The 13,401-nt window shown below is 61.8% G+C and carries 10 protein-coding genes and 2 pseudogenes; 6 read left to right on the top strand and 6 right to left on the bottom strand.

Features of this window, described 5'->3' with window-relative positions; genetic code table 11:
* The first annotated feature begins 9 nt into the window (after nucleotides 1-9).
* The 3 genes from MHI61_RS04765 to MHI61_RS04755 all read left to right on the top strand — a co-directional run bounded on the left by MHI61_RS04765 (nucleotide 10) and on the right by MHI61_RS04755 (nucleotide 2,347).
* Nucleotides 10-1,275: a YcaO-like family protein gene (locus MHI61_RS04765; protein WP_239789731.1), complete on the top strand. Its 1,266-nt coding sequence runs from the start codon at nucleotides 10-12 to the stop codon at nucleotides 1,273-1,275.
* A complete protein-coding gene (locus MHI61_RS04760) occupies nucleotides 1,272-2,015 on the top strand; it encodes a TfuA-like protein (RefSeq protein ID WP_239789730.1) in 744 nt (247 codons plus the stop codon). Before MHI61_RS04765 ends, MHI61_RS04760 begins: the two co-directional genes overlap by 4 nt.
* 65 nt (nucleotides 2,016-2,080) lie before the next feature.
* A complete protein-coding gene (locus MHI61_RS04755; RefSeq protein WP_004668299.1) occupies nucleotides 2,081-2,347 on the top strand; it encodes a hypothetical protein in 267 nt (88 codons plus the stop codon).
* A 41-nt stretch (nucleotides 2,348-2,388) separates the two neighbouring features.
* Here MHI61_RS04755 and MHI61_RS04750 read toward each other — a convergent pair whose 3' ends face one another.
* From MHI61_RS04750 to MHI61_RS04735, 4 genes and pseudogenes are all read right to left on the bottom strand, one after another.
* Nucleotides 2,389-2,793, bottom strand: coding sequence for a helix-turn-helix transcriptional regulator (locus MHI61_RS04750; RefSeq protein ID WP_004668301.1), 405 nt, complete (start codon nucleotides 2,791-2,793; stop codon nucleotides 2,389-2,391).
* 387 nt (nucleotides 2,794-3,180) lie between these two features.
* Nucleotides 3,181-3,345 (bottom strand): annotated as a pseudogene (locus MHI61_RS04745) (cupin domain-containing protein); the annotation flags it as partial.
* Between the two features lie 194 nt (nucleotides 3,346-3,539).
* Entirely contained in the window at nucleotides 3,540-4,376 is an 837-nt protein-coding gene (locus MHI61_RS04740) for an amidohydrolase (RefSeq protein ID WP_239789729.1), read from the bottom strand.
* A gap of 71 nt (nucleotides 4,377-4,447) precedes the next feature.
* Nucleotides 4,448-5,233 carry an IclR family transcriptional regulator gene (locus MHI61_RS04735; protein ID WP_239789728.1) on the bottom strand — a complete coding sequence of 262 codons (786 nt, stop codon included), beginning with the start codon at nucleotides 5,231-5,233 and terminating at the stop codon, nucleotides 4,448-4,450.
* Nucleotides 5,234-5,531: 298 nt separating this feature from the next.
* Here MHI61_RS04735 and MHI61_RS04730 point away from each other — a divergent pair, with 298 nt between their 5' ends.
* Both MHI61_RS04730 and MHI61_RS04725 read left to right on the top strand, forming a co-directional pair.
* Complete coding sequence (locus MHI61_RS04730) at nucleotides 5,532-6,266, top strand: SDR family oxidoreductase (RefSeq protein WP_239789727.1); 735 nt, start codon at nucleotides 5,532-5,534, stop codon at nucleotides 6,264-6,266.
* A 166-nt stretch (nucleotides 6,267-6,432) separates the two neighbouring features.
* Nucleotides 6,433-7,710, top strand: coding sequence for an L-fuconate dehydratase (locus tag MHI61_RS04725; RefSeq protein WP_239789726.1), 1,278 nt, complete (start codon nucleotides 6,433-6,435; stop codon nucleotides 7,708-7,710).
* Nucleotides 7,711-7,804: 94 nt separating this feature from the next.
* Here MHI61_RS04725 and MHI61_RS04720 read toward each other — a convergent pair.
* A pseudogene (locus MHI61_RS04720) lies at nucleotides 7,805-9,213 on the bottom strand (RtcB family protein).
* Nucleotides 9,214-9,989: 776 nt separating this feature from the next.
* Complete coding sequence (locus MHI61_RS04715; protein WP_239789725.1) at nucleotides 9,990-11,546, bottom strand: RNA-binding protein; 1,557 nt, start codon at nucleotides 11,544-11,546, stop codon at nucleotides 9,990-9,992.
* Nucleotides 11,547-11,758: 212 nt separating this feature from the next.
* Between MHI61_RS04715 and rtcR the strand changes: the two genes are divergently transcribed.
* A complete protein-coding gene (gene rtcR, locus MHI61_RS04710; RefSeq protein WP_239789724.1) occupies nucleotides 11,759-13,366 on the top strand; it encodes an RNA repair transcriptional activator RtcR in 1,608 nt (535 codons plus the stop codon).
* The last annotated feature ends 35 nt before the right edge of the window (nucleotides 13,367-13,401 follow it).

Here is a 13,401-nt window from a genome sequence, read left to right as displayed (position 1 = left end):
CAAATAGGTATGTCCGCCTTCGCCGACCTTGAAACGCTAGCCGGTGACCTCGAACGATCATCGGCCGGCATCAGCGACTATCATGACCGCGCGGTCACGCCGGCGCAGACATTGGCCGCCATCAGGCCGCAGCTGCGCGAATTCGGCATTACTCGCGTCGGCCTGCTGACCGCCCTCGACGTGCTGAACATCCCCGTCGCCTTTGCGACAAGGCCGAACAGTCATACGCTTTCGGTCTTCCAGGGCAAAGGCATCGACAATGATGCCGCCATGGCATCGGCCGCCATGGAGGCGATCGAGACGCGGATCGCGGAAATTGCGCCCGCCGACCTGACACGGGCGACCGTCGAGAGCATGCGGGCGGAAGGCGCCGCCATGATCGATCTCGACAATGTTGCGCGCTGCGCGCCCGATGACATCGGCGACGGCCCCATCCCGTGGTGCTCCGGCCTCGACATCCTCTCCGGCAGCAGCGTCTTTGTCCCCTGGTGGCTCGTCGGCCTTGACCATCGCGGCGAGCGGCCGTCGGGCTTCGAGCAGTCGAGCGACGGGCTCGCCTCCGGCAACACGCCGTCCGAAGCGGTCCTGCATGGGCTTTGCGAACTGGTGGAGCGCGACGCCTGGGCCCTGACCCAGCTGAAATCGCCGCAGCGCCTCAAGGAGAGCCGCATCGACCCCGCCTCTTTCGGCGATGCGGTCATCGATATCATGACCGACCGGATTTCGCGCGCCGGCATGCGTCTGCTGCTGCTCGACATGACCACGGATATCGGTGTCCCGGCTTTTCTGGCCGTCATCATGCCGGGCAATCTGTCCGACCGCGTCGATGCGCGCTGGGCCCATGTCTGCGGCGGCTGCGGCTGCCACCCCGATCCCGTGCGCGCCGCGCTGCGTGCCATCACCGAGGCGGCGCAGAGCCGGCTGACGGCGATCGCCGGCAGCCGCGACGATTTTTCGCCGCGCATCTATCAGCGGCTCGACAGGAGTGCGGCGATGCAGCAGGTGGTCGAACTCTGGGAGGGCGATAGCCGAATGCGCGCCTTCCAGCCCCGCCATCGCCGACCCGCGACCATCCAGGAGACCATCGGCCATATTGCCGACCGGCTGACGGCGACCGGCATCGAGCAGATCGTCGTCGTGCCGTTTCCGCATTGTCAGGCTCTGCCGGTCTCCGTCGTCAGGGTGGTCGTGCCGGGCCTGGAGGTCGATATTTCAGGTCAGTACATCCAACTCGGCCTGCGCGCCGTCAACACCATGAGGGGAGCCCAATCATGAAGGTTCTGTTCGTCGGTCCGAGCCTTGGTGGCGGTCTTGCCGCAGCGAGAAACATGTCTCCCTGCATCGACTTCCGGCCGCCTGCCGTCTGCGGCGACATTCTCAAAGCGGTGGAGGATGGGGCCACCGCGATCGGCCTCGTCGACGGCTATTTCGGCGATCTGCCTTCGGTCTGGCACAAGGAAATTCTCTACGCGCTCGAGCACGATGTCGCCGTTGCCGGCGGCGCCAGCATGGGCGCATTGCGGGCCGCCGAATGCGCTCCTTTCGGCATGGTCGGGCTCGGCTCGATCTTCGAGGATTACCAGTCCGGACGGCTGCTCGACGACGAGGCCGTCGCGCTGGTGCATGCGCCGCAGGCGCTCGGCTGGCTGCCGCTTTCGGTGCCCTGGGTCGATTTCGAGCCGACGATCGATGCGCTTCATGCCGGCGGTGAGATTTCGTCGGCCGAGCGCAAGAAACTGCTGCTCTCCGGCCGCTTCCTGCATTTCTCCGAACGCACCTATGCGCGGGTGGTGGACGAGTGCCATTTCCGCAAGGCGCGCCGCGACTATCTGCTCGCCGCCCTGCGCAAGAACCGGGTCGAACGCAAGCGGGACGATGCGCGGCTGGTGCTGGAATGGCTGCGCCGTGACGAATTCGTGCCCATCAACCGTGACTGGCACTTTGCCGCAACCTCTCACTGGGAGCTTTTGCACGCCGAAGTCACGCGCAGTGTGACGCCTGTAACGCTTGTATAACGGTAATGGCGAAAAGATGCAGTGGTGATGGAATCTGAGGTCTTCACGGCCAAAGGGGCGGGACAATGTTTGAACAACATAACGAAGGTACAGGCAGTGAATACGCAAGGATCTTCCGGCTGCTGTCGGCAGCCAAGGAGGAGGCTGAAAAGCTTCAGCTGCGTAATCTGATGCACCTAACGAACATGGCGCTGCTGCAGGTCGTCATCGATTGGGACGGCATAGATCCGGACAGGGAGCTAGACGTCAACCTCGAGAAACTGCTCGGCAGCAAGGCCAAGATCGCAATGAAGGACGCCAGCGAGAATCTGATCCTGATCGATCGCCATTGACCTTCATGCAGTCCGTTCGGAACGGGTGAAGGAGATCCGGCCTATTCGGCCGCTTCACCGTCCATTTGCTCGGTGTGGGCGATTGCCTGGACGAGCTTCAGGATCTTCTTGCGAAGCGCTTCGTTCTTGATCGAGAAGAACGCGGCGTTGAGAAGGACGCCCTCGCGCGAAATAACGAATTCCTCGCTGGGAGCGGGGTTGTCGTTGGCCGTATCAGGAGTGGACAGGTCGTCGAAGAACGTCCTGACGTCGACCTTCAGCGCGCCGGCGATTTCGACCAGCATGCTGGCGGAAACGCGGTTGGAGCCTTTTTCGTATTTTTGGATCTGCTGGAATGTCACGCCGACGCGATCGCCCAATTCGGTCTGCGAGACTTTCCGCAGCAGACGCTGTATGCGGATGGTCTTCCCGACATGAACATCCACTGCGTGCGGTTCTTCTTTCATTTTATTTTCCCTCCTGAGGACACGGAGATGAGGTTATTCGCCATATCCGTGTCTGACAACTTTTACCTGAGTTACACAAAGCTAGCAATTGTCCGGCAGTAGTCGTCCCAAACCGAAACATCACCTCGCTTCATATTAGCAGGAGCAAAAAGCATGCCAAAGTAGTACTTTTGGACGATACATCACCTGATTTCGGGATGTAGCGTCACCACGGGCGATAGGGCGGGCTACCCTTGAATCCAACCGCCGGCATGTTCCGGGATTACCACGCCCCGCACCCGAGAAGCTACGCAAAGGGGGCTGCATTATTTTTAATTAATTATCCTTAAATTGCGGTTTGGCAGTTATGCCGCCGCAAGCGCGAAGTGTCGATCGAGCCTGCTCCCTTGTCGTCAGAGTGGATATCCGATCCGTGTCGTAGCAGCTTCGAAGGTCGGCAAGTGCCATGGGTTCCGAAGGGCCGGATGCAGCGAGCTCGGCAAGTTCTTCGAAATATTGTTCGTGCCCAGGTGGAGAAACCGCCATCAGCACGCGCGCCGGCTTTACGCTGACGGGCTGCTCGAACGCGCCGTCGAACTCCGATCCCACCTATGCTCGGGCGCATGGCAATGCCGTGATGTGCCATCATTGCCTGTTCCTGCGCGCCGGCTTGCAGGAAGCCAACCGTGCCACTTCGATACACTATCCCCCCGGCCATCCTCCACGGGCAGGATGATGCCGCCGCCCTGACCCCGGCAAAAACCGCGTCAGAGTGACCAGAGCCGTTGGGCATTGGCGAAGAGCAGCTTCGAACGCTCCGCATCGCTGCTGCCGGAGAGCGCGGCATGGGTCGCCGCGACCCAGGTGGAAAGGCCGCCGCCGAGCGTGCAGACCGGCCAGTCGCTGCCCCAGACGACGCGGTCCCAGCCGAAACTTGCGACAACATGTTCGATATAGGGCAGCAGCGTCTGCGCCGTCCACGTCTCGGCATCGGCATAGGCGACGACGCCCGAAACCTTGCAGATGACGTTCGGCCGCCGGGCGATCTCCGATATGCCGGCCTTCCACGGCTGAAAGGCGTCCGAGCGGATATCGGGCACGCCGCAATGGTCGAGCACGAACTGCACATCCGGCGCAAGGTCGACGAGGGCGACGACGCGTCCGGCCTGATGCGGCAATGTGCAGAGGTCGAAGGTCAGGCCGCTGCCGCCGATGCGCCTGATGTTTTCGCGAAACAGCGCGCCTTCCGAGACGTCGTCGGCCACGACATGCAGCACGCGACGAAATCCCTTGACGAAGGGATCGGCCTTCTGCCGCTCAAGATAGGCGGCAAAACCGTCATCCTCCGGCCGGCAGGAGACGATGGCGCCGGCAATCATGCTGCCGGGCTTTCGGGCGATAGCGGCGATGTGGTCGGTCTCGGCCTGCATGGCGGCCGAATCGACATCGACTTCCATATGCAGTGCTGTGGTGATGCCGCAGCGGCACGCTTCGGCTGCATAGGTCTCGTAGAGAAAATCCTGGTCGAGATCAGGCACGCCGGAAAGCCAGGGATAAGGCAGCGCAGACCGATCGATGACATGCAGATGGGTGTCGATGAGCACGGGTTCCTCCAAGGCTGGCTTGCGGCAAGCTATCCCTGGTGAATGGATTGTTCAAATAGAAATTCGACGGCTCAGGCCGGGATGCTGACGTCGGCACCGGCAAGCTGCGAGAGCTCGGCGGCGGTCTTCTGCACCAGCATGATCGTCTGAGTAATGTCGGGTGCCGACGGCGCATTGACAAGCGCGATGAACGGACAGGTGAGGGCGGCAATGCAGCGCCGATCCGGACCGAGAACCGGCGCCGACAGATTGTAGACGCCTGAGGTCTGAGCGCTCGCCATCATCTCGTAGCCGCGCTCGCGGATCTGATCGAGGCGATCGTAGAATTCGGCCCCGAGTTCGATATCGGCGCGGTTGCGCACATGCTCCGATATCATCATCTCCCGCTCCTCATCACTGCGGAAGGCCAGCAGCACATGCCCCGAACCGGTGTCGAAGAGGCTGATATGGGCGCCGATGCGGATCGAGAATCCCCAATAATCCGGCGCCTCCTGCTGGGCGATGACAACGGCGGCGCCGCGATCGAAGACGGCCAGGTGATTGGCCTGACGCGCGCGCTGGGCGAGATCACGCATCAGCGGCGTGGCGTAGGAGGCGAGCCGGCGCACCGGCGCATGCAGCTGCGCAAGCCCGAAAAGCTTCAACGTCAGCGAATAACGATCGCCGTCCAGCCGGGTGACGTAGCCGCGACGCACCAGGCGGTCGAGCATGCGATAGAATTCGTTGGGGCTGCGGTCGAGCCGCTTGGCGATTTCCGCCTGGGTAAGGCCGCTGTCGACGCGGGCAAGCAGTTCCAGGATGTCGAGGCCCTTATCGAGGGCCGGAGCGCGGTAGCGGTCTGACTCGTCGGGCTCCATTCCATCCTCCTGTCAATATTATTCTGCATATACGCAGAGCCGCGGCCAGAAAAGCAAAACTTCGCGCTTGACCCTTGGCCAATCGTCTGTTTGTCTATAAACAGACAAATTATTGCTGAAGACAGCTGATCGACGGCACGACGAAGCCGGCATCGTGCCTTGCCTCGGGCGGGCCGTAACGCGCAAAGAGGGAAAATGGCAGGCGCGACGGACAACCTATTCCATCTCATCCTGGCCTTCGCCAAGATATGACCGTACGCACCGCCCCGCGCAGACAATTCCAGAAAAGGCCAGTGACATGACAAACAGACTTTCCGGCAAGACCGTTCTCATCACCGCCGCCGGCCAGGGCATCGGCCGGGCGACGGCGGCAGCCTTTGCCGCGACCGGCGCCAAGGTCCACGCCACCGACATCAACACCGACGCTCTGGCGACGCTCGCCGCCGAAACCGGCGTTTCCATCCATAAGCTGAATGTGCTCGACGAAGACTCGGTCCAAGCTCTGGTCGCCGAGATTGGGCGCGTTGACGTGCTGTTCAACTGCGCCGGTTTCGTCCATGCGGGCTCGATCCTGGAGATGAAGGATGCCGATTTCGAATTCGCCCTCGACCTCAACGTCAAGGCGATGATCCGCACCATCCGCGCCGTGCTGCCCGGCATGCTCGAGCGCAAGGACGGGGCGATCATCAACATGGCCTCCGTCGCCTCCAGCATCAAGGGCGTGCCGAACCGCTTCGCCTATGGCGTCACCAAGGCCGCCGTCATCGGCCTGACCAAATCCGTCGCCGCCGATTATGTCGCCGAAGGCATTCGCTGCAATGCCATTTGCCCCGGTACGGTGGAAAGCCCGTCGCTGCAGGACCGCATGCGCGCCGGCGGCGATTACGATGCGGCCCGCGCCGCCTTCATCGCCCGCCAGCCGATGGGCCGGCTCGGTTCGCCGGAAGAGATCGCCGATCTTGCCGTCTATCTCGCCGGCGCCACCTACACCTCGGGCCAGGCGATCGCCATCGACGGCGGCTGGACGATCTGACCCAGCGCATATCGCGCAAAACCGTGCAGCGGTTTGCGATGACGACATGCGCAACACAGAGACCTAAAGCGCGAGGCGCGAATCTGAAAGATCGCAACGCGCTTTCGCCGATGAGGAGGCCGGCAGGTTGCCGGCCGATCCGGCCATCGCAATCGGGAGGAACAACATGACCCGCATCACCGACCTTCGCGTCTTCGATCTCCGCTTTCCCACCTCGCAAAGCCTGGACGGGTCCGATGCGATGAACCCCGACCCGGATTATTCGGCCGCCTATGTCATTCTCGACACGGATGCGCCTGATCTTGCCGGCCACGGCCTGACCTTCACCATCGGCCGCGGCAACGACATTTGCTGCATGGCGATCGAGGCGATGCGCCATCTCGTCGTCGGCGCCGAGCTTACCGACATGCTCGCCCATCCCGGCAAGTTCTGGCGGCATCTGACCAGCGACAGCCAGCTGCGCTGGATCGGCCCGGAAAAGGGCGCCATTCATCTGGCGACCGGCGCCGTCGTCAACGCCGTCTGGGATCTGCTCGCCAAGCAGGCGGGCAAACCCGTCTGGCGCCTCGTTGCCGAGATGTCCCCGGATGAGATCGCCGATATCGTCGACTACCGCTATTTGACCGACGTGCTGACGCGTGACGAAGCGGTGGAGATCCTGAAGCGCGCCGAGGCGGGCAAGGCCGAACGCATCGCCCTGCTCGAAAAGGAGGGCTATGCCTGCTACACGACCTCGGCCGGCTGGCTCGGTTACGAGGACGAGAAACTGCGCCGCCTCTGCCAGGAGGCGATCGACGCCGGCTTCAACCATATCAAGATGAAAGTCGGCCGCGATCTGGAAGACGATATCCGCCGCTTGCGGATCGCCCGCGAGGTGATCGGCCCCGACCGCTATCTGATGATCGACGCCAACCAGGTCTGGGACGTCGGCCAGGCGATCGACTGGGTCAAGGCGCTCGCCTTTGCCAAACCCTTCTTCATCGAGGAACCCACCAGCCCAGATGACGTCGCCGGCCATCGCAAGATCCGCCAGGCGATCGCGCCGGTGAAGGTCGCGACCGGCGAGATGTGCCAGAACCGCATCATGTTCAAGCAGTTCATCGCCGAGGGCGCAATCGACATCGTCCAGATCGATTCCTGCCGCATGGGCGGGCTGAACGAGGTCCTGTCGGTGCTGCTGATCGCCGCCAAGTTCGGCCTGCCGGTCTGGCCGCATGCGGGCGGCGTCGGCCTCTGCGAATATGTGCAGCACTTGTCGATGATCGATTACGTCGCGGTGTCAGGCACCAAGGATGGCCGCGTCATCGAATATGTCGATCACCTGCACGAACATTTCCTCGACCCCTGCCGGATCGAGAACGCCGCCTATATGCCGCCCACCCTGCCGGGCTTCTCCATCGAGATGAAACCGGCTTCGATCAGCAGCTATACGTTTCGCGGCTAATGCGGCCTTAGGCGCCGCTATCCTTTTCGGCGACAACCGCCATATGCCTGAGCGCATTTGAGGGAAGGCAAGCCTGGTTGCCTTCCCTCGATGTTTACCGGCGCTTTTTACGCCAGGGCGCATTCTGCTGCCAGTCGCCGGCCATGATGCTCCCGTCAGGGGATCACCTCGTCGACCACTTCGGCGAGACCGTAGTGCTCGATCTGCGCCCGCACGTTCGCAGCGCTCTTGTAGGCACTCGGCAGTTCCGACACATCGGCGAAACCAGAGAAGAACCGCGCGTCGAGACCGCTTGTTTCCTTCTCCAGGATAGCCGCGATGTTGTTCGGGCTCAGACCTCGCGAATCCGCCCCATACTCCGCAGACAGCTGCCTCATATGCGCGCTGCGCGAAAAGTTGCGGCCAGCGCCATGCGGCGAGAAGCCGAGGCCATGGGCAGCGTTCGAGCCGCGAACGATCAGGATCGGTTCCGCCATATTGAGCGGAATGATGGTCAGATCGGTCGCGTCATGCGCCCAGTTGTCGAAGGCAGGGGTGGCACCCTTTCCGTGGTAGAACAGCCCGTCCGACTTCCGGAAGACGAAATTATGCTCGTTCCAGAAGCGGTCCGCGACCTTGACCGAGAAGTCTTTCCGCTGCCATGTCGTGAAGGACATAGTGGTTCTCTTTCGTCCACTGGCGGATCGTCTGCAGCGCCGACCAGTAAAAGTCACCTTCCTCGGTATCCGCCGGAATCCAGGCGTTTTCCCGATGCGTCTCGGGCGAAATGCGCTCCCGAAACCCGTTGGCGACCTTCATGCCCCTGTCGTAGAGCCGCGCCCCCGGTGCTCGCGATCCGTGGTGGGTCACAAGCGCGGTTTCACCGGTCGACTTCATCGTTCCGACATAGGCGAAATGATTGCCGTCGCCCTGCGTGGCGAAATGCTCGATGCCAGCGCTCAGCACGCCGTCGCGCAGATAGGGATTCTGCTCGAAGGCCGAAAGCGTCGCCTCGGAAGGCTTCAGCTGCGCACCGCGGGGCCGACCGCCGGGACCGAAATGCGTCACGGCCTGCACAGCGTCCAGAAGCGCCTTCGGATCCACGCCAGGAAGGATCGAGATCGCCATGGAGCAGCAGATATCGGCCGAGTGCATGCCGGGATGGATCGCTTCGGATGCCACCACGCCACCGACCGGGATTGTTCCGACCGGACCCGCCGGGCAGGCGTCCGGCATGATCGCCGCGGAACGGACAACCGGTGTCCGCACCAGCGCCCGCATCGTCGCGTTGACCTTCTCGACATTATCTTGCTCAAAGGCATTCTCGGCGCGGATGTTGGAATAGATCTCGATATCGTTGTCAGTCCTCAAGGCAAGCGTCGGCCCGGGCTGGAAGGCCCTTGCCGCCTCCAGCGCATCGGTCGCCGAGCCACCCTGGCTCAAAACCGCGTTGGCCGCGTCGAGAGCCGGGCGAAACCACTTCCCCTGGCTCATGCCGGCATCGATCAAATCCTGTCCGCTCATTACCGCTATCATTGTCTTTTCTGCGTCTGCAGTCCTTCTTGTTCAGTTGCTTTTCTTCACACCGCCTGAGCGACGAGCATTGCCGGAGATCTATCTCACCGCACGCATTCCATGATCATGGCGCGATGCGGCCCCTGTAATCACCGGCGGCATTCGCCCAGGGCCTTACCATCGTCCCCGCGACGAGATTGGCAGGACGGCTTACTGAGCTACGTGCTCCCTTCGGAAACACGGGATGATTTGAACATCCGACCTGCCCGCCGGAAATCCGACGGGCCGCTCTACCTGTAGTCCTGCCGGCATTCGCCGGGGTAGTTTCCTGCATGGCAGGAGGTCGCAGCGGCGACGAGGATGGACGAAACCGGATGGCCCCGCTCGTGCCAGAGAGCGTATGCCCAGGAGGAGTCGAACCTGCCAGACCATCCAACTTTGGCGGCTGTAGTTCCGTCCGGCATTCGCCACTGCATTTGGCTATGGCGACAAGTGTTTAAGAAACTTCCCGCTACCAAAGGGGACGTTTAATCCCTCGCAGGGTTCGAACCTGCCGCGGCTATGTAGTTCCTTTTGCATTCGCCATGTCATTCCATTCGTCCGTGACGACGAGGTGTGGTGAAACGCCCTGCTCTATCCGCTGAGCTACGGGTCCATCAACTGGAGGACCCGACGGGATTCGAACCCGCGACCTGGAGGGTAACAGCCTGTAGTTTCATCCGGCATTCGTCACGGCTCCCCGCGCCGTTCACGGCGGCGCGAGGATATTGCTTCCTGTGAGCCCGTCAGAGCTCGATTGCTTCGATGGCTTTTACCCAGCCATCCGCTCCTTTGCTGTTGGCCGCGAAAGCCGTGATCACCCCGTAGACGGCGTCCGAGAAGCCACCGATGTTGAGCACGTCTTCCCGCGTCGGCGCCTGCGTCGTGGCGTGGGGCTGGATGTCGAGGCAGACCAGCTTTGCAGCCGGGTTGACCCGCTTGATCCTGGCCCATTCCGTCATCACTGCCGTCGGCTTTCCGCTCCCGCGCGCATCCACCCAGGACTCATTGTCCGAGATGAACACCACGAGATCGACCTTGGCCCTCTCTTTTGCCAGCACCTTCAGCGGTGCGGAGCAGTTGGTTCCGCCGCCGCCGATTTTCGCCAGCTTACCGGCATTGGTCATCACCGAATCCCGCTTGTTGAGGCTGACGCGCACCACGTCATTCTCGAACGGCAGCACCCGCGCCTTCGGGTTGCGCTGCAGGAACGCCGCAGTCATCAGACCGGCAACGTCGATGCAACGAACCGAGGACGTCGCGCCCTTCCGGTAACCGGTCACGGGCGAGCCCATGGAACCCGACACGTCGGGGCAGAGCACGACATTGCCCATCAGGGACGGCACATTGGCGATGGCGATATCCATCGCGTCCTGAAGCGCATCCCGCACGACATCCGGAACTTGGCCGTCGACCATCTTCCACGCCATCATCAACTGATAGGGGAAGACCTTTGCCTTGCGGATTTCCTCCGGATCGGCAAGCCGCGCCGCCAGCGCCTCGGCAAAACTCTCGACCTCGAACACGCCGTTGCGTGCAAAGGTGTTGAGGTTCTGCCGCACCATCTGCCAGCCGCCCGTGCGGGTGATCTCGACCCAATGCTCCTGCGTCAGCGCCAGCGAGGTCAGCATCTGGAACGGGACATCGGGCACCGGCATCGTCTGGTCACGTCGGAACGCTTCCAATGCCTTGACGAGCTCCGGCAGTGCCGCGTAGTCGTGCGGCTTGCCGATGGCCCAGGCATAAAGCGCCTTGCGCTCCTCCGTAGCCGGCTTCGGATGCACCATGCGGATGACGTCGGCGAGCGAAGGATCGTTTCCAACCATCGCACGCAGGATCTGCTCGGTGCTCGCCCGCTCGAGCCACGCCTGCACCATCTTCTTCGGGCGTGTGCCGAGCGACTTTCGACCCGTGGCGCCAGATCGCATGACCTGCACGAAGCCGCGCAGCATCTTGCCGCTCTTCACCACGCGCGGGAACGCACGGGCGAAGGCATCGCTCTGAAGGCCGGAGAGCATGGCGAGCAGCGTCACCGGCATGTCCTTCATGTGACCCTTTTCAGCGGCGTAAACAGCCAGCTTGGCGAGAAATTCCGGCTCGACCTGAAGGGCAAGCGTCTTTACCGCGTCAAGCTGCTCAGCTCCTTCAGCATAGAAGGTGCCGTTGAACGTGCCGGTCACAGCATATTGCGCCAGCGCCTCGCGCGGCGTCAGCCGGTAGGCAGGGGCCGCTTCATGATTTTTTGTGTCCGTTCCCGGAAGCAGTTTTCCGAGGTAGGTTTTGAAGATCGCCTTGTTGACCATGACAGCCCCTCTTGTGTGGTTCGTGCCAGATACCTTTCAAGACGCGTGCCAGTTTGCAGAAAAGAACACCTCCTGCCTGCATTTTTTGTCTTATCTTTTTGTTTTTAAATAATAAATTTTTCTGAAGCCTTTACGCACAATCATGAATTGCGAAAATCCACATCCCGATTATATTATCGCAAAATATATGGCTTTATAATTTTGGATAAGTCATGAAGCGCCGTGTCGCCATCAGCATATTGGGAACCACCCTGGACGCAGGGAAATGGGAAAATCGCTGGAGCCGCTGGCGGCCCAATGTCGCGCTCTGCCAGCAACCGGGCCTATTCATCGACCGGTTGGAGCTGATCCTCGACAACCACTCGCAAGCTCTCTGTCACCGCATCGTTGCCGACATCGAAACCGTGGCGCCGGCAACGCAGGTGCGGAGCAATGTCATCAACTTCCGGGATCCCTGGGATTTCTCGGAGGTCTACACGCACCTCAGGGACTTTGCCCGCAACTACAACTTCGACCCCGAAACGGAAGACTATCTCGTCAACATCACCACCGGCACCCATGTGGCACAGATCTGCTGGTTCCTGCTGACCGAAGCCCGCATCATTCCCGGCCAGCTGCTGCAGCTCTCGCCGCCGCGCGACCGCGAGCCGGAGCAGGATTTCGCCGGCACGCATCGGATCATCGACCTCGACCTGTCCCGCTATGACGAGATCGCCAAGCGCTTCGCCTCCGAGCGCGAAGACGCCGCCTCCTTCCTGAAATCGGGGATTTCGACCCGCAGCGCCGCCTTCAACAGAATGATCGACGAGATCGAAAGGGTGGTGATCCGTTCGACCGCGCCCGTTCTCCTGACCGGGCCGACCGGTGCCGGCAAGTCGCAACTCGCCCGCAGGATCTACGAGCTGAAGAAGAGCCAGCGCAAGGTCAGCGGTCCGTTCATCGAGGTCAACTGCGCGACCCTGCGCGGCGACCAGGCCATGTCGACCCTGTTCGGCCATGTGAAAGGCGCGTTTACGGGCGCGGCCAGCGAGCGTGCCGGCTTGCTCAAGTCCGCCGACAAAGGCGTGCTGTTCCTCGACGAGATTGGCGAACTCGGCCTCGACGAACAGGCCATGTGCCTGCGCGCAATCGAGGAAAAGAAGTTCCTGCCCGTGGGCGCTGATCGGGAGGCGTCCGCAGACTTCCAGCTGCTTGCCGGCACCAACCGCGATCTTGGCGAGGATGTCCGCAAAGGCAGGTTCCGCGAAGATCTCTATGCCCGCCTGAACCTCTGGACGTTCCAGCTGCCGGCCCTGCGCGAGCGCAAGGAGGACATAGAGCCCAATCTCGACTTTGAGCTCCGGCGCTATCTGGAACGAGAAGGCGAAAATGTTACGTTCAACAAGGAAGCACGGGAGCGGTATCTTACCTTCGCAACCGGCCCGCAAGCCGTCTGGAGTGCCAACTTTCGCGACCTGTCGGCTTCGGTGACCCGCATGGCGACCCTCGCGCCGCATGGGCGCATCACGACCGGCGTCGTTGATGATGAAGTCCGCCGGCTGAATGCGTTTTGGCGCAGCTCGAGTGACGACGGCAGGGTGGATCTGATCATCGAAGAAGTGCTGGGTGCAGAAGTTGCGGCTCGCCTCGATCGCTTTGACGCAGCCCAGCTTGCCACCGTTCTTCATACCTGCCGTCAACATGCCACAGCAAGCGCGGCGGGCAGAACCTTGTTTGCGATCTCGCGATTGGAGAAAAGGAGCAGCAACGACGCCGACCGCCTGAGTAAATATCTCGCGCGCTTCTGCCTCAGATTCGAGGACATCAAGAAACCGGGCTAAGGACGATGTGCTGCGCGTGAACGCCAATCATCTCT

This window comes from Rhizobium sp. K102 (assembly GCF_022385315.1).
Lineage (GTDB): Bacteria > Pseudomonadota > Alphaproteobacteria > Rhizobiales > Rhizobiaceae > Rhizobium > Rhizobium croatiense.
Note: the sequence above shows the minus strand (reverse complement) of the source record. Positions and strands in the feature narration are given on the sequence as shown.

What these genes read in the sequence shown, in the direction of transcription:
- MHI61_RS04725 (WP_239789726.1), top strand. Translation starts at nt 6,433, where the DNA reads ATGACCCGCATCACCGACCTTCGCGTCTTCGATCTCCGCTTTCCCACC.
- MHI61_RS04765 (WP_239789731.1), top strand. Translation starts at nt 10, where the DNA reads ATGTCCGCCTTCGCCGACCTTGAAACGCTAGCCGGTGACCTCGAACGA.
- MHI61_RS04755 (WP_004668299.1), top strand. Translation starts at nt 2,081, where the DNA reads ATGTTTGAACAACATAACGAAGGTACAGGCAGTGAATACGCAAGGATC.
- MHI61_RS04730 (WP_239789727.1), top strand. Translation starts at nt 5,532, where the DNA reads ATGACAAACAGACTTTCCGGCAAGACCGTTCTCATCACCGCCGCCGGC.
- rtcR (WP_239789724.1), top strand. Translation starts at nt 11,759, where the DNA reads ATGAAGCGCCGTGTCGCCATCAGCATATTGGGAACCACCCTGGACGCA.
- MHI61_RS04760 (WP_239789730.1), top strand. Translation starts at nt 1,272, where the DNA reads ATGAAGGTTCTGTTCGTCGGTCCGAGCCTTGGTGGCGGTCTTGCCGCA.
- MHI61_RS04735 (WP_239789728.1), bottom strand. Translation starts at nt 5,233, where the DNA reads ATGGAGCCCGACGAGTCAGACCGCTACCGCGCTCCGGCCCTCGATAAG.
- MHI61_RS04715 (WP_239789725.1), bottom strand. Translation starts at nt 11,546, where the DNA reads ATGGTCAACAAGGCGATCTTCAAAACCTACCTCGGAAAACTGCTTCCG.
- MHI61_RS04750 (WP_004668301.1), bottom strand. Translation starts at nt 2,793, where the DNA reads ATGAAAGAAGAACCGCACGCAGTGGATGTTCATGTCGGGAAGACCATC.